Origin of the sequence: Pseudarthrobacter sp. H2 (genome assembly GCF_050157045.1) — a bacterium.
Lineage (GTDB): Bacteria > Actinomycetota > Actinomycetes > Actinomycetales > Micrococcaceae > Arthrobacter.
The window spans coordinates 3,406,194-3,425,301 of sequence record NZ_CP189594.1; the positions used below are offsets into that span (position 1 = coordinate 3,406,194).

Genomic DNA, 19,108 nt, shown 5'->3' on the forward strand with positions numbered 1-19,108 from the left:
GCCCGGCGGCCTCTGTACGCCGCTGGGCCCGGGATCTCACCCCAGCCAGGTATTTCTTTCGCTCCCAGACCGGCTGCGCCACTTCGTGACCGGGCGAACCGGGCGTCGTTTTAGCAGTCAATACTCGGGAGTGCTAAGTCAATAATTAGCACTCCCCCGGGGAGAGTGCAAGCAGTGGGGCGGCCGGGCGCGGCCGTTTCGGCCCTGAACCGGCGCGGTACGGGCTCTGTACCGGCACAGTGCAACGTCGCAATACGCTACGAGCGATCAGCCGCCGCTGCTGCTGGCCGTTTCGCTGCCGCTCATCGTGGCCACGTTGCCCGCCCCGTAGCTGTAGACCATGTAGTTGGCCGCGGTCACGTCGCCATTGGCGTCGAAGTTGATCCCGCCGGACTCGCCGTCGTAGTCGGGGCGCCCGCCCGCGCGGATCGCCTCGGCGCATTCCTGGTAGCTGTGGCAGGCGACGGCCTCGCCGGCGGCCTGCGCACTGCCTCCTGCCCTGCCGCCGGAGACGGCGACGAGCCTCGCCGCGATGGACGTGCCGGCGTCGTCCTGGGCCGCAGCGGCCGCGACGGCGGCCAGGTTGACGGCGTCATATGTCTCGGCGGCGAAGGTCATGTCCTTCAGGCCGGGATCGACGGCCACCAGCTTCGCCTGGAAGTCCACGGTCGGAAAGATGCCCGGCAGGATTCCCCGGGCGCCGTCGAGGGCCAGGGAGCCGAGGCCGGAACCGTACTGGTTGACGGCGCCGTCGCTGAGGATGAGCTTCCTGCCCGCCAGTCCGACGTTGTTCAGTTCCGCGATGGCGCCCTGCGCGCCCTCGCGGGAGATGAGGACGACGGCGTCGGGGGCCGCGGCCTTGGCGGCTGCGGCGGCCTGCCCGGCCTGTCCCGGCTTGAACTCGGCATCGGCCACCGGGTCCAGTCCGGCCTGCCTGGCCGCGGCGGCAACGGCGGCGGACACGTCCTTGCCGTAGCTGCCCTCCTCATGGACCACGGCGACGGTCCTGGCGCCGCCGTCCCTGGCGAGCTTGACCAGCACCGGCGCCTGGGCGATGTCGGCGGCCGCGGTGCGGAAGTAGTAGCCGCCGCTCTTGTATTTGCTGAGCCCGCTGGCCGCGTTGGCCGGGGAAATCACCGCCACCTTGGCATGGGACAGCACATCGATCGCGCCGGGGGCGCGGCTGGAGTCTGTCGGGCCAATCACGACGTCGGCCCCGGCCGCCACAAGCGCCTTGGCCTGCGCGGCCGTGTCCTGGCTGATCGTCTCGGGGAGCAGCTCCACGGGCTTGCCCTTGTGGCCGCCCGCCGCGTTGATTTCCTTGATGGCGAGCCGTGCCGCGGCCAGCTGCGGCGCATTCAGGAAGTTTTGGCGGCCCGTGTTGTCCAGGATGAGGCCGACCCGCAGCGTGCCGTCACCGCTGGCATCGGCCGCGGTGATGCGGGCGGTGCCCGACGCGCAGCCGGTCATCGCCAGGACGGTCATCGCCAGGACGGTCATCGCCAGGACCGCCAGGGCCCCCGCCGCGGCGGCGGGGCGCAGGCGCAGGGCGCGCCCCCGGCGTCGGGAATGCGCAGCGGGGAAGAACATCAGGCGGGCCGGACGCTTTCGGCCTGCGGGCCCTTTTCGCCCTCGCCGACCTCAAGCTCGACCCGCTGGCCCTCGTCCAGTGCGCGGTACCCTTCGCCGACGATGGCGGACCAGTGCACAAAGACGTCGTCTCCGGAGCCGTCCACGGTGATGAAGCCGTAGCCTTTTTCGGCGTTGAACCACTTCACGGTTCCCAGTGCCATGGTGTCCACACTTTCAGTTAGCTGGCGAACGGCTCACCACGATGTGCGCCGCGGAATGCAAAACGCAGAATGCAAAACGCAGAATGCAAAACGCGGAATGCAAAACAAGGTCCGCAGACACTGTATCCGCAGCCTTCCGTGCGGGAGCAGGGTGCGGGCCGGGTCGGCGGCGAATAGTTATTCAGGCGTAACCGGAAGGGACTACTGGAACCCTGGCCCCAGCACGACGACGAGCGGCGCGTTGAATTCCGCGGACTGCACCATCGTGGGGATGCCCAGGAGTGTGCCCAGGGCCTCGGCGTTGCCCTGTTGCGCCTTGCCGGTGTAGAAGATCACCGAAGTCTGCTGGCGGGCCCCGGGCCAGTTGCCCAGCTGGCCCAGTGTCCAGCCGGCGGACGAGACGGTGCCGCCCACGCGGCTGGCGAGCCCTGCCGTGGTGGTCCCGTTGTAGATCGTCACCGGCTGCGTCTTGTCCACGGGCTGGACGGCCGCCGCCGGGGTGTCCCCGGCCGGCGCGGACGCCGACGGCGACCCGCCGGGCGCTTCGCTGGTGGCACCCGCGGACGCACCCGCGGACGCACCCGGGTACGCGCTGGAGGGCGTTGGGCTTGGGGCGGCGGGTGCCGGCGATGCGGAGGAACCGGCCGCCTCCGCGGTCAGGGCCGAGGATTCCCCGGCCGAGGCGAAGCCGAGCTTCGGCAGGATCAGGAACGCCACGAGCCCGATGGCCAGGGCTGCGAAGCCGGCAGCCAGAATCGGGGCCAGGCTGCGGCGCCGGGGCGTGGAGACTGCCCGGTGGACACCCTGGCGCGTGGAGGTCTCCGGGACCCGATCAAATTCATCCCGAGCATATTTGGTCATGGTAGAACGACGTCCTTGCTGATTTCTTACGAAGTGACCGCGGCCGGGTTCAGCGCGGGAATCTGCATTTCCGGCTGTTCTTCACGCGGTTTTACGCCTCTGAACCCAAACGGCGTGCAGTGCGGGCACGTTGGCGTGACGTACGTAGTCTACGCAATCTCTTCACCAGCATAGGATCGTGCGCCAGCGCAGCCTCGGTATCGATGAGCGCGTTGAGGATCTGGTAGTAGTGGGTGGCGGAGAGGTCGAAGAGCTCCCGGATCGCCTGTTCCTTGGCCCCGGCGTACTTCCACCATTGCCGTTCGAGGGCGAGTATCTGCTGCTCCCGGCTGCTCAGCGGGGACTCCCCGGGCGACCCGTCCGGGCCGGTGTCCGCGGCGGTATCTTCCGACGCCGGCAGGTGCTCTTGCGCTGTTTCGGCCACGTCACTCCTTGGCTGGTCTGGAAAAAAGCTCGGTCTCCATGTTACGGGCCGGCTACGACGGTTGTCATTGCGCGGCCTGCGAGAATGGAGCCTGTGGTTGCTTCCGATCCCTCTGAGCCCGCCGCGCTGTTCCAGCTGGAGCCGGCGGCAGACCCCTTGGGGTTCGCCGAGCTGGCCGAGCTGCCCTTGGCGGGGCTCGCCGCCCCCGACTGGGCGGCGGCGCTCGCCCCGGTTGAGGGGCAACTGCGTACCGTCCTGGGCTTCCTTGCCGCCGAAGTTGCTGGCGGCCACGCGGTCCTGCCGTCGCCGTCGAACGTGCTGCGGGCATTCCGCCAGCCGCTGGAGGCCGTCCGTGTCCTGATCGTGGGCCAGGACCCGTACCCCACGCCGGGCCACGCCGTCGGGCTGGCCTTCGCGGTGGACGGCGCCACCCGCCCGATCCCGCGCAGCCTCGCCAACATCTACAAGGAACTCGAGGCCGATCTCGGCCTGCCGCCGCGCGTCCACGGGGATCTAAGCCGCTGGACCGGCCAGGGGGTCCTGCTGTTGAACCGGGTCCTCAGCGTCCGCGCCGGGGCGGCGGGCTCGCACCGCCAGAAGGGGTGGGAGGCCATCACGGCGGCCGCCATCAGCGCTGTCGCAAGCCGCCGTACCGCAGACGGCGGCATTCCGCCCCTCGTGGCGGTCCTCTGGGGGAAGGACGCCGACTCCGTCCGGCCGCTGCTGGGATCCTGCCCGGTGCTCTCCAGCGCCCACCCCAGCCCGCTCTCGGCATCGCGGGGCTTCTTCGGCTCCAGGCCCTTCAGCCGGGCCAACGCCCTCCTCCAGGACCAGGGCGACGGCACGGTGGACTGGGAACTGCCGCCGCTTGCGTAGCTGCTTCGCTAGGCTTAGGTCCATGACTTCTGTCCCCGCCGCCACCACTGCCAGCCGCAACTCCCGCCCGCAGACAGACCTCACGGTCCTGCGGCGCGAGCAACTCTCACCGCACATGGTCCGGATCGTCGCCGGCGGCCCGGGCTTCGACGGCTACGTCAACAACGGCTACGTGGACCGCTACGTCAAGATCGTGTTCCCGCAGCCCGGCGTCGGGTACCCGGAGCCGCTGGATCTCTGGGCCGTCCGGGAATCCATGCCGCGCGCTCAGTGGCCGCATACCCGCACCTACACCGTCCGCTGGGTCGACGCGGCGGCCAGGGAACTTGCGATCGACTTCGTGATCCACGGCGACGAAGGCCTCGCCGGCCCCTGGGCGGACTCCGCCCGGCCCGGGGACCGCCTCATCTTCACCGGCCCGGGCGGCGGCTACAACCCGGACCCGACGGCGGACTGGCACCTGTTCGCCGGCGACGAATCCGCGCTGCCGGCCATCAGCGCAGCCATCGAGTCGCTGCCGCAGGATGCCACCGGCCTCGCCTTCCTGGAGGTCGACGGCGACGCCGACATCCAGCAGATCGGGGCGCCCGCCGGCGTCGAACTCGTCTGGCTGAAGCGCGGCGGCGTCCCGGCCGGCTCCAGCGAACTGCTGGTCAATGCCGTGCGGGACGCCGAGTGGCCCGAGGGCCGGGTTCAGGTCTTCGCCCACGGTGAGCGCGGCTACATGAAGGGCCTGCGGGACGTCTTCTATGTCCAGCGCGGCCTGGAGCGCGGGCAGGTCTCGCTCTCCGGTTACTGGGCAACGGGCCGGGTGGAAGACGACTTCCAGGCCGAAAAGAAACAGCCCATCGGGAAGATCTGACGCCAAGCTCCAAGGGTGTCGCGGAGCCGGGGCCGGCGGTGATCCGCTGGAGCGGCACCGCCGGCCCGGGGCGGCTGTTAGAACGCGCGGAGGATGTCCTCGACACGTTGTTTGGCGTCGCCGAAGAGCATCTGTGAGTTCTCCCGGAAGAACAGGGGGTTCTGCACACCGGCGTAGCCGGCGGCCATGGACCGTTTGAACACCACGACGTTCTCGGCCTCCCAGACACGGAGCACGGGCATGCCGGCGATGGGGCTGGACGGGTCCTCGGCCGCGGAGGGGTTCACGGTGTCGTTTGCCCCGATGACGAGGACGACGGAGGTCCCGTTCAGGTCCTCGTTGATTTCGTCCATTTCCAGGACGATGTCGTAGGGGACTTTCGCCTCGGCGAGGAGCACGTTCATGTGGCCCGGCAACCGTCCGGCGACGGGGTGGATGCCGAACCGGACGTCCACTCCCCGCTCCCGCAGTTTGTGGGCGAGTTCGGCGACGGGGTACTGGGCCTGGGCGACTGCCATGCCGTAGCCGGGGGTAATGACGACGCTGGAGGCGTTGGAGAGCAGCTCGGCGGTTGCCTGGGCGGTGATTTCGCGGTGCTCGCCGTACTCCGCGTCCGCCGCGGTGGGGGCGGCGATGCCGAAGCCGCCGGCGATTACGGAGATGAAGGACCGGTTCATGGCCTTGCACATGATGTAGGACAGGTAGGCGCCGGAGGAGCCGACCAGGGCGCCGGTGATGATGAGCAGGTCGTTGTTCAGCAGGAAGCCTGCGGCTGCGGCGGCCCAGCCGGAGTAGCTGTTGAGCATGGAGACGACGACGGGCATGTCGCCGCCGCCGATGGAGGCCACCAGGTGCCAGCCCAGGCCCAGGGCCAGCACGGTGACAACAATGAGCAGCCACAGCTGGGAGTCGTTGACGTACCAGATGGTGAGTGCGGCAAACGCGGCGAGGGCGCCGAGGTTGATGGCGTTCTTGCCGGGCAGCATGAGCGGTGAGGACTTCATCCTGGCCGAGAGTTTGAGGAACGCCACGATCGAGCCGGTGAAGGTCACCGCTCCGATGAAGACCCCGATGAAGACCTCGGCATGATGGACTGCCCTCAGGGCCTCGGGCAGATGGGGGGCCTCCAGATGGCCGTTCCAGCCGACGAGCACTGCGGCGAGGCCAACGAAACTGTGCAGCAGGGCGATCAGCTCCGGCATCCCGGTCATTTCCACGACCCGGGCGCGCCAGAGTCCGATGGCGCCGCCGACCAGCACCGCGGCCACGAGGAGGACCAGGCCGGTGCGGGCCGGCTCTGACCCCCACGCGCCCTGCAGGGTCAGCCAGATGGTGGCCGCCAGGGCCATCACCATGCCCGAGATGCCGTAGATGACGCCCGTACGGGCCTTCTCGTGTTTGCTCAGGCCGGCAAGGCTGAGGATAAACAGCAGGGCCGCGACGATGTAGGCCGCTCCCGCGATGGACTCTGCGGTCAACGGACCGGAGACGGTTTCAGACACGGTAAGACTCCTGGCTATGATCTGGGTTGCTTCGTGTGCGGCGCTCATCCGTTGGCGCTCTTTCCGCGGGAGAACATCGCGAGCATGCGCCGCGTGACGGCGAAGCCGCCGAAGATGTTGATGCTGGCCAGCAGGACCGCAACGGCGGCGAGAACCTGCATGACGATGTTCCCGGAGGTGACCTGCAGCAGCGCACCGACGACGATGATGCCCGAGATGGCGTTGGTCACGGACATCAGCGGGGTGTGCAGGGCATGGTGGACCTTCCCGATGACGTAGAACCCGACAACGATGGAGAGCAGCAGCACGGTGAAGTGCTGCGGCAGCGGCGCCGGAGCTACCGCGTTGATCCCAAAAAGAACCGCGATGCCCGCGGCAATGAGCCAGGCCTTGCCGGCAGGGCCCAGTCCCGTCTTCTTCGCCGCCGTCCCGGCAGCGGACTCCCCGGCACGCGCGGCGTCAGTCTGCACCGGGGGCGCGGCGGAGACCTGGACAGGGGGCGGCGGCCAGGTCTTCTCCCCGTCCCGCACCACCGTCACCGAGCGCTGCACGACGTCGTCGAAGTCGATCCTCAGGACCCCGTCCTTGTCTTTGGTGAGGAGCTTGAGCAGGTTCAGCATGTTCGTCCCGTACAGCTGGGAGGCCTGGGCCGGCAGCCGGGCCGGAAGATCCGTGTAGCCCAGAATCACCACACCGTTGTCCGTGACCACCCGTTCCCCGGCGACCGAGCCTTCCACGTTTCCGCCCTGGCCCGCGGCCATGTCAACGATCACGCTGCCGGACTTCATGCCGGCCACATCCTCGGCCGTGAGCAGCTTCGGCGCGGGACGGCCCGGGATCAGGGCCGTGGTGATGATGATGTCCACGTCCCGGGCCTGCTCGGAGTAGATCTCCGCGGCGCGGGCGTTATAGGCCTCGGACGTGGCCTTGGCGTACCCGTCGGAGGACTTCATCTCCTCGGCGACCTCGACCTTGAGGTAGGTTCCGCCGATGGATTTGACCTGGTCAGCCACCTCGGGCCGCGGGTCCGTCGCCCGCACAATGGCGCCGAGACTGCTCGCGGCACCGATCGCCGCCAGACCGGCCACGCCCGCCCCGGCGACCAGGACCTTCGCCGGCGGGACCTTGCCCGCCGCCGTCACCTGGCCCGTGAAGAACCTCCCGAATTCATGGGCCGCCTCGATCACGGCCCGGTACCCGGCAATGTTCGCCATCGAACTGAGCACATCCATCGACTGCGCCCGCGAGATCCTCGGCACCGCATCCAGGGCCAGCGCCGTGATCGGACGCGCCGCCAACGCCTCCACCAACTCAGGCCGCAGCCCCGGGCTCAACGACCCGATCAGCGTCGCCCCCACAGCCAGCCGGCCAATCTCCTCCTCCGTGGGCGGATTGATCCGCAGCACCACCTCACTGCCCCACGCCTCGTCCGCCCCCACAATCAGGGCACCCGCCTCGGCATATGCCTCGTCACGGAACGACGCGGACTCCCCAGCGCCCTTCTCGACCACAACGTCGTAGCCCAATCCCAACAACTGCCTGACGGTGACAGGCGTCGCCGCCACCCTCGTCTCGCGACCCAACTCGGCCACAATGCCAATACGTGTCACGTTCACTCTCCCTCATCCATACAAAAAGCCCGGGGCGCGATTCCGCGGCCGGGCAAACCTTCATTGGTTCATTTCTTCAGGGACCCGTCAGACAGGGTTTCGTCAATAAACGTGACGCGCCTGTCCGACAGAGACCCGTCAGCCAGACGCTGACGGGTCCCTAAAACTCCTGCTCAGTATGCCTTAATGCCGGTGCGAAACGTTTTCCATGACGACGGCGAGGCCCTGGCCCACTCCGATGCAGATCGCGGCGACACCCCAGCGTTCCCCGGATGCCTGCAATGACCGGGCGAGGGTGCCCAGGATCCGGGTACCGGACGCACCCAGCGGGTGGCCCAAGGCGATCGCGCCGCCGTGCCGGTTTACGATGCCCGGGTCGATGCCCCACGCGGTGATGCAGGCCAGGGACTGCGCGGCAAACGCCTCGTTAAGCTCGACGGCGCCCACTTGGTCCCAGCCGATGCCCGCCTTCGCAAGGGCCTTGTTCGCCGCCTCCACCGGGGCGTACCCGAAGAACTGCGGATCATTGCCATGCGCCCCGCGGCCGGCGATGCGGGCCAACGGCTCCAGCCCGAGCAGCCCGGCGGCGTTCTCGGACCCGATCCACGCCGCGGACGCGCCGTCGAGCGGGGACGCGTTCCCGGCGGTCACGGTGCCGTTGTCGGCCCGGAACACGGTCTTCAGGCCGGCGAGCTTCTCCACGGAGGACCCGGCACGGATGCCCTCATCCCGGACCTGGTCAGCCACCGGCCCGCGGACGTGAGCGCCCTGGTCGAACGCGGCATCTCCAGAGGAGAACTCAGAGCTGACCTCGACCCCGAAATGGTCACCGATCTCCTGCTCGGCCCCATCTACTACCGGTTCTTCCTCAGCGGCTCCCCCATGGACGACGGTTTCGGAAAACGGCTCGTCACCACCCTGCTTCCCTCCTTCACGGCCCAGGCCGGAAACAGCCCCAAGTGACCACAGTGCACCATTGATGGTCATAAGGTCATCCCTGGTTTGTTTCGGACCGTCTCCGGACCGGACTGATTGGTGCGGCGCCTAAGTTCTGTTTCCTTATTGCCGCGCCCGCCCCAATCTGATGGCCGCCACGGTGTCTAGCTCCAATCTAGAGAGTTGTTCCAGCGCACAGGTGTTCCAATGTGAAACAGAAGGCGCCGCCGCACATCGGGGCTCCCAAGCCCGCCAAGGGTGACTCGCCGGCCGGACTACGGCGCCATGAACCGTAATGCTGTGGTCCGGCCCGGAAGCCCACCGACACACTGCGTTTTTCGTCGTGGTGTCAGCTACTGTCGCACTCATGGAATCGTCTGATATCAGCTTCCGTACCCGAAAATGGGTCCGGCCAGAAGACCTAAATGCAAACGGCACACTGTTCGGCGGAAGCCTCCTGAAATGGATTGATGAGGAAGCGGCGATCTACGCCATCATCCAGCTTGGTAACGGTCGCGCCGTCACCAAATACATATCTGAAATAAACTTTGTTAGCTCCGCAGTCCAAGGGGATTTGATTGAGATGGGGCTGACGGCCACGAGGTTCGGCCGAACCTCCCTGACAATGCGCGCCGAGGTCCGGAACATGATCACCCGTCAAAGCATCCTGACAATCGAGGAAATTGTTTTCGTTAACCTCAGCGTCGAGGGCAAGCCCGAACCTCACGGCTACGACAAAATCACATACGACCGAGACAGGATCCCCACGCATCACCTTCGGGAACTGCGGTAGAACCGAGTGCGGACGCTCCACGCGGGCGCACCATGACGGTCCGCCCCGAGGTGACTGGAGCAGAGGCGCACGAGCAAAGCGCCCGATCAGAAGGTAATTAGTCTCCCGTATGGCCGATACATTATCGGCGTTTCAAGATCAGTCGGGCAGGAAGCCGGCCCTACCGGCGCCGGGCCCGCCGTCGCTCGTTGCTCGCCAGGCTCCGCGTCAGGGGCCGCGCCAGGGTGTCGCCGAGCACGATGCCGCCCGCGACGCCCAGCACGATCGCCGCAGCGTTGAGCATCCCGCCGGCGCCGATCAGGATCTCGGATTCCTCGATGGTCAATACATACATGGACCGGAATATGGTCAGTCCGGGCAGCAGGATCAGCGCCGCGGGGACGGCCACCACGAGCTGCGGCGCCCCCATCCGGAGTGCCACTACGCGGGCCAGCAGACCGATCACGACGGCGGCGAGGGCGGGGGCGAAGCGGGCGCCGAGGCCGAGGGCGTCTCCCCCGATCAGTGCCAGGTAGCCCACCACGCCGACCGCCGCCGTGGGGAGCAACAACTTCCAGGCGGTCTGCTCCGTGATACCGATGGCCACCACGGCGATGGCGATCAGGATCACAACGACCCAAAAGTCATACTTGGGCGGGAATGTTTCCGTGACGTCGATTTGCTCCATGCCCGTCAGATCTCCGACGACGAAGGCGACGGAGATGCCTGCGACGAGGGCCCCGAAGGTCAGTATGGTGGACAGGAACCGGCCGGCCGCCGTGACGGGGAAGCCGTTGATGGCATCCTGCACCGAGGACACCAGGCGCCCGGTCGGGAGTAGCAGCAGGATCCCGCCGACCACCACGATGGCCGGGGCGATCTGAATCCCCAACGGGCTGCCGAACCGCCACAGCAGCAGCGCGAGGATGGTGACCAGGAAGGAGCAGGCTGCCGTGATGAAGAAGTCGGGCAGGCGCCAGCGGCGCAGTTGCCGCACCACCAGGCTGACCAGCAGGTTGGAGAGGAACGCGACCGCCGAGGCGCCGGGTCCGCCGCCGAGCACGCCGACGAAGACGGCGGAGAAGACCGCGAACGCCACGGTGACCATCCAACGCGGGAACGGCTTGGAGCGGTGTGTGATCTCGTCGAGCCGGCGCACGGCCTCCTCGCGGCCCACACCTCCGGCCACGATGTCGGTGACCAACTGGTGGACCTCGGCCAGGCCCGCGTAGTTGTTGGTCCAGGACCGCACCACGCGCAACAGCGAGATGGGGGTCTGCTCCTTGGGCGCATAGTTGATGGCCACCGACTGGTTGGTGATGTCCACCTCAATGTTCTTCAGCCCCAGGGCGGCCGTGATGGCGATGATGCTGGTTTCAACTTCCAGCGCGCCGGCCCCATACCGGAACATGGACTCGGCCAGGTGCAGCGCGAAGTCGATCGTTGTGCGCGCGGAGGTGTCCACCCCGCCCACCTGGATCATCGGGTTGGCGTAGGGGCTGCCGGCCAGCCGGTCCACGATGCTCATCGGGGCCGTCGGCGGGTTCTCGCCCTGGACAAGCCGGCGCAGCATGCGCCGGGCGGCGGCGTTCTGGTTCACCTGCATCGGTGACATCGGCTCGGTCCGGGGCAGTCCGTCGGTGTGCGGCCTGCGGCGGCCGTCGGATTCTTTGGTCATTCCGGCGTCCTCAATTTGGCTTTGCAGCCGGTTTAGTAGAACTGCTGGCCGGTGCGGCGCGTGTAAAGCTGGCGGGCCACGCGCTCCCCCGCGGCCATCCAGGCCTTGTACTTCAGCGGGCTCAGCACCTGGTCGTAGCAGCCGACAAAGTCGGTGACGGTCTTGCTGAAGCTGGTCTTGAACAGGCCGAGCCCGTGGAACGGGTTGGCGGTGTCCTTGAGCTGGTCGCTCGGCGGGGTGCCGCAGAAATCGTATTCGGTGCAGCCCAGTTCCTTGAGCTGGTTGATCGCGGTCCACTGGACCAGGTGCGAGTCGCCGTACTGGCTGCGTTTCTGCAGCGAGCCGCCGTCCTTGTACGTTCCCTTCCGGCCGTAGTTGATGACGAAGGCGCCCACGGAGGGTACATCGTCCTCATGGACGAAGAGCAGCCGGCCCTGGCCCCGGTCGATGAAGTTGGTCCAGAATTGCCGGTAGTACTCGTATTCACGGACCCGGACCTGTGACTTGGCCTCCACGGTAGTGGTCATCAGCCCGTACATGGATCGGAAGTTCTCTTCGCTCGGTTCCGCGTTGTGGACCTCCACGCCTTCGCGGATGGCACGGCGGACGGCATTGCGGCCGCGGGAATGGAGGTTGCGCAACAGCTGGTTGTCCTCCGGCGAGATATCCAGCAAAGCCGTCGAGTCATTGGGCTGCAGGTTGTGGGTCTTGAGAAGCCCGGCGCGTTCCAGGACGCTCTTCGCCCCGTCGGAGAGGATGATGTCCGGCTCGATCTTGATGGCGAAGACGCCGAGCCGGGCGCGTTTCACGAGCTCGGCGTTGGCTGCGGCGATGCCGGGGATGTCCTCGACGGAGGCCACATCGGGCCCCTTGATCAGGTACCAGAGTTTGCCCAGGAGCGGGAAGGACTTCTCCAGGACCAGGTTGTAGCTCGTGTAGTCGGCCGTCTCGTAGACCAGGTGCAGGGGCTTCCAGCCGAAGTGCTGTTTGACCTCGGCGAATGCCTCGGACTGCAGCAGGTTTCCGCCATTGGGGTTCGCGGTGACGTGGGAGTCCCAGTTGGCGACCTCTTCGGCGGAGGCAAAGCGGGCAGTGAATTCACGCAAGTGTGCGGTATCCAATCTTCGCGGAACGGGCTTCGGCGGCACGATGACATGCAGCCACAAGTCTATCGGCCCTGTCCCGGACCGAGGGCCGCAGGGAGCCACGACCAGCGCCCTGACGGCGTCCCGGCGGGGCGCCGGGCGGACAAGATAGGCTGGAATCATGGAGGCCAACCAGCAACCGGTCACGCCGCGTTCCGAAGTCCCGCCACAGGAGACCGGAGGGCGCGGGACCCGTCATGAGGTGCTGGCATTGCTGCTGTTTCTTGGCGCCTCTGCCCTCGTGGCCGGTCTCGGTGGGCTCGCCACCGCCAGCAACGTCAACGGCTGGTACGCCACCGCGGACAAGGCGCCGTGGTCGCCGCCGAACTGGGTGTTCGGCCCGGCCTGGACTGTGCTCTACCTTGCGATGGCCGTCGCCGCCTGGCTCGTCTGGCGCCGCCGGAACGGAAAGTCACGCGCCGCCCTGACCAGCTACGGGGTGCAGCTGGCGCTGAACCTGCTCTGGACCCCGGTTTTCTTCGGCCTGTACACGGTGCTCGGAACCCCGGCGCTGTGGACCGCCTTCGCCATCATCGTCGCCCTTGCCGTGGCTGTCGCCACCACGGTGACGCTCTTCGGACCGATCAGCCGGGCGGCGGGGCTGCTGATGCTGCCCTACCTGTCCTGGGTCGTGTTTGCCGCGTCCCTCAATCTGTGGGCCGCGCTCAACAACTAATTGGTCAGCACTCCGGAACGTTGACGGCGAGGCCGCCCATGGCGGTTTCCTTGTATTTGGAGCTCATGTCCTTGCCGGTTTCGCGCATGGTCACGATGACCTCGTCGAGGGAGACCCGGTGCGAGCCGTCGCCCCAGAGCGCCATTTTGGCGGCGTTGATGGCCTTCGCGGCGGCGATCGCGTTGCGTTCGATGCAGGGGATCTGGACGAGCCCGCCGATCGGGTCGCAGGTCAGGCCCAGGTTGTGTTCCATCGCGATTTCCGCGGCGTTCTCCACCTGCGCCGGGGTGCCGCCCATGACCTCGGCCAGGCCGGCGGCGGCCATCGAGGAGGCCGAGCCGACCTCGCCCTGGCAGCCCACCTCGGCACCCGAGATGGATGCCTGTTCCTTGTAGAGCACCCCGACGGCGGCGGCGGTCAGCAGGAACCTGACCACGACGTCGTCGCGGTCGGCCTGGCTGGCCTTGTCCATGCCGGGCGCGAAGTGAAGGGCGTAGTAGAGCACGGCGGGGATGATGCCGGCGGCGCCGTTGGTGGGGGCGGTGACGACGCGGCCGCCCGAGGCGTTTTCCTCGTTGACGGCCAGGGCGATCAGGTTCACCCATTCCTGCCAGTACATCGGGTCGTGGCCCTTGTCCTCCTTGAGCAGGCGCTCGTGCCAGTCGGGCGCACGACGGCGGACCTTCAGCCCGCCGGGGAGCAGGCCCGTCCGCTTGAGGCTGACCTGCACGCAGCCTTCCATGACGGAGTAGATGTGCAGCAGCCCGTCCCGGATCTGGGCCTCGGTCCGGGAGGCGCGTTCGTTGACGAGCATGACCTGCCCGATGGACAGGCCCCGGGCGGCGCAGTGGTCCAGCAGTTCCGCCGCGGTCCGGAACGGCAGCGGCAGCTCCTTCTTGGATTCGTCCAGTTCCTTCTGGGCCGCGTCTTCCTCGCCGTCGCGGATGATGAAGCCGCCGCCCACGGAGAAGAACGTGGCGCTGTGGAGGGTCCCGCCGCCGGCGTCGGCGACCGTGAACGTCATCCCGTTGGTGTGCCGGGGCAGGATGGTCAGGGGGTGCAGGACCATGTCGGATTCCCCGTAGGGCAGGGAAACCTCACCGGCCAGGTTCAGGATGCCGGTTTCGGCGATGGTGGCCAGCCGCTCTTCCACTTCCTCGGGGAGGATCAGCTCGGGGTGGTAGCCTTCCAGGCCGAGCAGGATGGCTGTCATGGTGCCGTGCCCGCGGCCGGTGGCGGCGAGTGACCCGTAAAGGTCAACGCGCAGCGACGCCACCCGTTCCAGGTTTCCGGACGCCTTGAGCTCGCCGGCGAAAACCGCGGCGGCCCGCATCGGGCCCACGGTGTGCGAACTGGAGGGCCCTATTCCGATGGAAAAAAGGTCGAAGACTCCAACGGCCATGGTTGGTTCCTAACTGAATAGTTCGTTGATCGAGCCTGTCGAGATCCAGCGGTCCCCGGGGTTTCGACAGGCTCAACCACCGGAAGGTGGCCGCCGGTAGGCGACAACACTGCCGGATGCACGACGCCGGGCGGCAGCTGGTGGCGGCGGCCCGGCGTCGTGATCTGAACTGCTAGGTGATCTGTATTGCTACTACTTCTGTAATACGTCCCTTAGGCGCAATGCCGTTCACTTAGAGTAGTTGTGTTAATCTTTCGGCATGGCGCGTAGCGGATGGGTGACTCCCGAGGGTCCTGAGCGGTTGAGTGACCACGTCTCGCTCGGTGTTTTGACGCGGGTTTTCCCGCCGGATGTCGTTGATGCGGTGATTGGGCGGACCGGGGCCCGTGAGCAGCGGAACCGGTTGCTGCCGTCGCGGTTGATGGTCTATTACGTGATGGCGCTGGCCTTGTTTTCGGCCGGTTCGTATGAGGAAGTGATGCGGTCCCTGCTGGCCGGCATGGAATGGATCACGGGCCGGTTCCGGGACTGGCAGATGCCGACGAAGGCCGCGATCTTCAAGGCCCGGACCCGCCTCGGTTCCGCCGTGATGGCCGAACTGTTCGCCGAGACCGCGAAGCCTCTGGCACTCCCGGGCGGTCCGGGATTCCACGGCTCCTGGCGGCTGGTGTCCGTGGACGGGACCTGCCTGGATCTGGCGGACACGGAGGCCAACGAGCGCGCGTATGGCAGGCCGGGCACGGCCACGGATCTGAAAAGCGCCTACCCGCAGGCGCGGGTGCTCGGCCTGGTCGAATGCGCCACGCACGCGGTGATCGGGGCCGTGGTCTCCGGCTTTTCCACGTCCGAGCACGACCTCTATCCGGGCCTGCTCCACCGGCTGGAGGCGGACATGCTGGCCATGGCCGACCGCGGGTTCTTCTCCTACACGGCCTGGAAGGACAGCTCCGGAACCGGTGCGCAACTGCTGTGGCGGGTCAAGGCCAACGCCGTGCTGCCCGTGCTCGAGGACCTGGCCGACGGCTCCTACCTCTCCGCCGTCTACGCGAACCCGAAGACACGGCGGAACAACACGGACCCCATCCGGGTGCGCGTGATCGAATACACCGTCAGCACCGGCGACACGAGCAGCGAATTCCGGCTGATCACCACGATCCTTGACCCGCACGCCGCCTCCGCGGAGGACCTTGCCGAAGCCTACGCCAAACGCTGGGAAATCGAGTCCTGCTTCGATGAACTCAAAACCCACCAGCGCGGCCCCGGGACCGTGCTGCGCTCCAAAACCCCCGACGGGGTCCTGCAGGAAATCTACGGATACCTCTGCGTGCACTACGCCATCCGGTCCCTCATCGGCGACGTCGCCCACCACTTCGAGGAAGACCCCCTGAGGTTCTCTTTCACCCGCACCCTCCGGGCAGTACGGCGTTCCCTCGCCGCGCGCCCGGCTTTTTCCCCCTGAGCGTCTGGCGGAGGCCTTCACGGTCTTCTGCCGCGAAATCCTGCATGAACTGCTGCCCCCGCGCCGGCCAAGAACCAACCCCCGCGTCATCAAAAGGAAAATGTCGAACTGGCCACTCAAGCGAATACCAAAAAAGCCTAAGTAAACAGTATTGCCCTTAGGCGTGGTTGGCAACCGCGGGGTAGAGCGGGTGGGCGGCGGCGAGGGCCTCGACCCGGTGACGGAGGCCGGTCAGGTCCGCGCCGGCGTCGGCGGTCAGTGCCTCGGCGATGATGTCCGCAACTTCACGGAAGGCGGCTTCGCCGAAGCCGCGGGTGGCCAGGGCCGGGGTGCCGATCCGCAGCCCGGACGTGACCATGGGCGGGCGCGGGTCGAAGGGGACGGCGTTGCGGTTGACGGTGATGTCGATCGCGGCGAGGCGGTCCTCGGCCTCCTGGCCGTTGAGTTCGCAGTCGCGCAGGTCCACCAGGACCAGGTGCACGTCGGTGCCGCCGGAGATCACGTTGATCCCCTTCGCGGTGACGTCCGGCCGGACCAGGCGGTCGGCCAGGATCCTGGCGCCGGCCAGGACGCGCTCCTGGCGTTCCCTGAACTCGGCCGATGCGGCGATCTTGAAGGCCACGGCCTTCCCGGCGATGACGTGCTCCAGCGGGCCGCCCTGCTGGCCGGGGAAGACAGCGGAGTTGATCTTCTTGGCGATGTCCGCGTCGTTGGACAGGATGATCCCGCCGCGCGGACCGGCGAGGGTCTTGTGCGTCGTGGACGTCGTGACGTGCGCGTGCGGGACCGGGTTGGGGTGCAGCCCGGCGGCGACGAGCCCGGCGAAGTGCGCCATGTCCACCATCAGGTACGCGCCCACGGCATCGGCGATCCGGCGGAACTCGGCGAAGTCCAGCTGCCGGGCGTACGCGGACCAGCCGGCCACGATCAGTGCCGGCCTGTGCTCCAGCGCCAGGGCCTCCACCTCGGCCATGTCAATGGTGTGGGTGTCCTCGCGGACCTGGTACGGGACCACGTTGTAGAGCCGGCCGGAGAAGTTGATCCGCATGCCGTGCGTCAGGTGCCCGCCGTGGGCCAGGTTCAGGCCCATGATGGTGTCGCCGGGCTTGATCAGGGCGTGCATGACCGAGGCGTTCGCCTGCGCACCGGAGTGCGGCTGCACGTTCGCGAACCCGGCGCCGAACAGGGCCTTGACCCGGTCGATGGCGAGCTGTTCGATGACGTCCACGTGCTCGCAGCCGCCGTAGTACCGCTTGCCCGGGTAACCCTCGGCGTACTTGTTGGTCAGCACCGAGCCCTGCGCCTGCATCACGGCCACCGCCGTGTGGTTCTCCGAGGCGATCATCTCCAGGCCGTCGCGCTGCCGGCCCAGCTCGGCATCGATCCTCGCGGCGATCTCCGGATCCAGCGCGGACAGCTCCGCGTCCAGGGACGGGGACACGACCTGCTCGAAGGCGGTGACTGCCGTGGCGGTGCCGGCGGCGCTCACAGCTCGCCGCCGTTGGCTGCAGCGTACTCCTGCGCGGACAGCAGCGGGCCCTCTTCGGTCACAGAGACCTTGAACAGCCACCCGGCACCATACGGATCGAAGTTGATCACGGCAGGATCGGCGACGACGCCGTCATTGACCTCCGTGACCTCGCCCGTCACCGGGGAGTACAGGTCCGAAACGGACTTGGTGGACTCGATCTCCCCGCAGGTCTCCCCCGCGGTCACCGTGGAGCCGACCTCGGGCAGGTCCACGTACACGATGTCGCCCAGAGCCTCGGCGGCAACGGCGGACACGCCGATCACGGACGGTCCCGAGCCATCAGCGGCGATCCACTCGTGCTCGGCGGAGTACTTCAGTTCAGCGGCAACCTTGGCCATGTGTGTTTTTCCTTAAGTTTGGAGTGCAACAAGTGAGAGAGCGTCGGCCCAAACACTGCGAAAGGTGAGGGAGCGTCGGGAGTAATTACTTTTGGCGCTTGTAGAACGGCAGGGCAACAACCTCGAAGGGCTCCGCTTTGCCGCGCAGGTCGATGTCCAGGGCCGTGCCCGGCTCGGTGAACTCGATGTCGACGTAGGCCATCGCAATCGGGTAGCCGAGGGTGGGGGAGGGCTGTCCGGACGTGACCTCACCAACCACTACGCCGTCCTTGAGGACCGGGTAGTGCCCGCGGCCGGCACGGCGTCCGAGGCCCTTCAGGCCCACCAGCTTGCGCTCGGAACCGGCCTCCTTGGCGGCCTCCAGTGCCGAACGGCCCACGAAGTCGCCTTCCTTGCTTTTCAGCGCCACGACGGGACCCAGGCCGGCGTCGAACGGCGACCGTTCGAGCGAAAGCTCGTTGCCGTAGAGCGGCATGCCGGCTTCGAGCCGGAGCGAATCGCGGGAGGCGAGGCCGCACGGAACGATGCCGAACTCAGCCCCCGCTTCGGCGACCGAAGCCCACAGGGGGGCGGCGTCGTCGTTGGCCACGAAGATCTCGAAGCCGTCCTCACCGGTGTAGCCGGTGCGGGCCAGCAGCAGGTCTTTGCTGCTGCCGCCGACCAGGAACGGAACCTCCACGGCGGCGTAGTACTTCAGACCGGTTACGAGGTCGTGCCGGGCGGCCGGAACCAGGCGCAGCAGGATCTCCTCCGCCTTGGGACCCTGCACGGCGATCAGTGAGGTCGTCGCGGAGGCGTCCTCGACCGCGACGTCGAAGCCCCCCTCTTTGCCGGAACCGGCCCGTTCGGCCAGGGCCGCGGCGACAACCTTGGCGTTCCCGGCGTTGGGCACCACGAGGAACGTGTCTGTTCCGTCCGCACCGGCGGGCCGCCGGTAGGTGATGAGGTCGTCGATGATGCCGCCGTCCTCGTTGCAGATCAGCGAGTACTTGGCCTTGCCGACCGGCATGGCGGAGATCTTGCCCACGAGGGCGTAGTCCAGGAACGCGGCGGCGTCCGGGCCGGTGACCCAGACCTCGCCCATGTGGGAGAGGTCGAAGAGGCCGGCGGATTTGCGGACGGCGTGGTGTTCGGCCAGCTCGGAGCTGTACTTGAGCGGCATCTGCCAGCCGCCGAAGTCCGTGAAAGAGGCACCGAGCTTCTGGTGCTCTGCGTACAGGGCAGTGAAATTCTCAGTCATTGT

At 67.4% G+C, this 19,108-nt stretch carries 18 protein-coding genes and 1 pseudogene; 6 read left to right on the top strand and 13 right to left on the bottom strand.

Translation table 11 applies throughout. From position 1 onward, the window contains the following. Positions 1–267 precede the first annotated feature (267 nt). From ACQCSZ_RS15890 to ACQCSZ_RS15905, 4 genes are all read right to left on the bottom strand, one after another. Positions 268–1,590, bottom strand: coding sequence for an ABC transporter substrate-binding protein (locus ACQCSZ_RS15890; protein ID WP_427004687.1), 1,323 nt, complete (start codon positions 1,588–1,590; stop codon positions 268–270). Next, positions 1,590–1,793 carry a cold-shock protein gene (locus ACQCSZ_RS15895; protein WP_211879478.1) on the bottom strand — a complete coding sequence of 68 codons (204 nt, stop codon included), beginning with the start codon at positions 1,791–1,793 and terminating at the stop codon, positions 1,590–1,592. The genes ACQCSZ_RS15890 and ACQCSZ_RS15895 overlap by 1 nt, the downstream gene beginning before the upstream one ends. A gap of 201 nt (positions 1,794–1,994) precedes the next feature. After that, complete coding sequence (locus ACQCSZ_RS15900) at positions 1,995–2,654, bottom strand: LytR C-terminal domain-containing protein (RefSeq protein WP_427004688.1); 660 nt, start codon at positions 2,652–2,654, stop codon at positions 1,995–1,997. Between the two features lie 91 nt (positions 2,655–2,745). Beyond that, positions 2,746–3,078 (bottom strand): DUF3263 domain-containing protein, encoded by a 333-nt coding sequence (locus ACQCSZ_RS15905; RefSeq protein ID WP_427004689.1) that lies wholly within the window; start codon positions 3,076–3,078, stop codon positions 2,746–2,748. A gap of 93 nt (positions 3,079–3,171) precedes the next feature. On the opposite strand from ACQCSZ_RS15905, the gene ACQCSZ_RS15910 reads away from it, so the two are divergent. Both ACQCSZ_RS15910 and ACQCSZ_RS15915 read left to right on the top strand, forming a co-directional pair. Next, positions 3,172–3,954 carry a uracil-DNA glycosylase gene (locus tag ACQCSZ_RS15910; RefSeq protein ID WP_427004690.1) on the top strand — a complete coding sequence of 261 codons (783 nt, stop codon included), beginning with the start codon at positions 3,172–3,174 and terminating at the stop codon, positions 3,952–3,954. A gap of 22 nt (positions 3,955–3,976) precedes the next feature. Next, positions 3,977–4,816, top strand: a complete 840-nt coding sequence (locus ACQCSZ_RS15915) for a siderophore-interacting protein (protein WP_427004691.1) — start codon at positions 3,977–3,979, stop codon at positions 4,814–4,816. A 77-nt stretch (positions 4,817–4,893) separates the two neighbouring features. Here the strand turns inward: ACQCSZ_RS15915 and pntB are convergent, their stop codons facing one another. The 3 genes and pseudogenes from pntB to ACQCSZ_RS15930 all read right to left on the bottom strand — a co-directional run. Beyond that, positions 4,894–6,366, bottom strand: a complete 1,473-nt coding sequence (pntB, locus tag ACQCSZ_RS15920) for a Re/Si-specific NAD(P)(+) transhydrogenase subunit beta (RefSeq protein ID WP_427004692.1) — start codon at positions 6,364–6,366, stop codon at positions 4,894–4,896. Continuing rightward, complete coding sequence (locus ACQCSZ_RS15925) at positions 6,363–7,928, bottom strand: Re/Si-specific NAD(P)(+) transhydrogenase subunit alpha (RefSeq protein ID WP_427004693.1); 1,566 nt, start codon at positions 7,926–7,928, stop codon at positions 6,363–6,365. The genes pntB and ACQCSZ_RS15925 overlap by 4 nt, the downstream gene beginning before the upstream one ends. A 183-nt stretch (positions 7,929–8,111) precedes the next feature. Then, positions 8,112–8,672: pseudogene (locus ACQCSZ_RS15930) on the bottom strand (3-oxoadipyl-CoA thiolase); the annotation flags it as partial. 15 nt (positions 8,673–8,687) lie between these two features. Here ACQCSZ_RS15930 and ACQCSZ_RS15935 point away from each other — a divergent pair. Continuing rightward, the gene (locus ACQCSZ_RS15935; protein ID WP_427004694.1) at positions 8,688–8,891 is read left to right on the top strand and encodes a TetR-like C-terminal domain-containing protein; all 204 of its coding nucleotides are present in this window, start codon (positions 8,688–8,690) and stop codon (positions 8,889–8,891) included. Between the two features lie 340 nt (positions 8,892–9,231). Further along, positions 9,232–9,657: an acyl-CoA thioesterase gene (locus ACQCSZ_RS15940; RefSeq protein ID WP_427004695.1), complete on the top strand. Its 426-nt coding sequence runs from the start codon at positions 9,232–9,234 to the stop codon at positions 9,655–9,657. Positions 9,658–9,817: 160 nt separating this feature from the next. Here the strand turns inward: ACQCSZ_RS15940 and ACQCSZ_RS15945 are convergent, their stop codons facing one another. Together ACQCSZ_RS15945 and ACQCSZ_RS15950 are read right to left on the bottom strand one after the other, a co-directional pair. Beyond that, positions 9,818–11,314 (bottom strand): threonine/serine ThrE exporter family protein, encoded by a 1,497-nt coding sequence (locus tag ACQCSZ_RS15945; protein WP_427004696.1) that lies wholly within the window; start codon positions 11,312–11,314, stop codon positions 9,818–9,820. 32 nt (positions 11,315–11,346) lie between these two features. After that, positions 11,347–12,420, bottom strand: coding sequence for a lipid II:glycine glycyltransferase FemX (locus ACQCSZ_RS15950; protein WP_427004697.1), 1,074 nt, complete (start codon positions 12,418–12,420; stop codon positions 11,347–11,349). A gap of 160 nt (positions 12,421–12,580) precedes the next feature. On the opposite strand from ACQCSZ_RS15950, the gene ACQCSZ_RS15955 reads away from it, so the two are divergent. Continuing rightward, positions 12,581–13,135, top strand: coding sequence for a TspO/MBR family protein (locus ACQCSZ_RS15955; RefSeq protein ID WP_427004698.1), 555 nt, complete (start codon positions 12,581–12,583; stop codon positions 13,133–13,135). Between the two features lie 4 nt (positions 13,136–13,139). Here ACQCSZ_RS15955 and ACQCSZ_RS15960 read toward each other — a convergent pair whose 3' ends face one another. After that, the gene (locus ACQCSZ_RS15960; protein WP_427004699.1) at positions 13,140–14,537 is read right to left on the bottom strand and encodes an L-serine ammonia-lyase; all 1,398 of its coding nucleotides are present in this window, start codon (positions 14,535–14,537) and stop codon (positions 13,140–13,142) included. 259 nt (positions 14,538–14,796) lie between these two features. On the opposite strand from ACQCSZ_RS15960, the gene ACQCSZ_RS15965 reads away from it, so the two are divergent. Then, positions 14,797–15,996 carry an IS4 family transposase gene (locus ACQCSZ_RS15965; RefSeq protein WP_427004700.1) on the top strand — a complete coding sequence of 400 codons (1,200 nt, stop codon included), beginning with the start codon at positions 14,797–14,799 and terminating at the stop codon, positions 15,994–15,996. A 157-nt stretch (positions 15,997–16,153) separates the two neighbouring features. Here ACQCSZ_RS15965 and glyA read toward each other — a convergent pair whose 3' ends face one another. The 3 genes from glyA to gcvT all read right to left on the bottom strand — a co-directional run bounded on the left by glyA (position 16,154) and on the right by gcvT (position 19,105). Next, a complete protein-coding gene (glyA, locus tag ACQCSZ_RS15970; RefSeq protein ID WP_427004701.1) occupies positions 16,154–17,485 on the bottom strand; it encodes a serine hydroxymethyltransferase in 1,332 nt (443 codons plus the stop codon). Beyond that, positions 17,482–17,865, bottom strand: coding sequence for a glycine cleavage system protein GcvH (gene gcvH / locus ACQCSZ_RS15975; protein WP_427004702.1), 384 nt, complete (start codon positions 17,863–17,865; stop codon positions 17,482–17,484). Before gcvH ends, glyA begins: the two co-directional genes overlap by 4 nt. A gap of 85 nt (positions 17,866–17,950) precedes the next feature. Beyond that, positions 17,951–19,105 carry a glycine cleavage system aminomethyltransferase GcvT gene (gcvT, locus tag ACQCSZ_RS15980; RefSeq protein ID WP_427004703.1) on the bottom strand — a complete coding sequence of 385 codons (1,155 nt, stop codon included), beginning with the start codon at positions 19,103–19,105 and terminating at the stop codon, positions 17,951–17,953. Between the last annotated feature and the right edge of the window lie 3 nt (positions 19,106–19,108).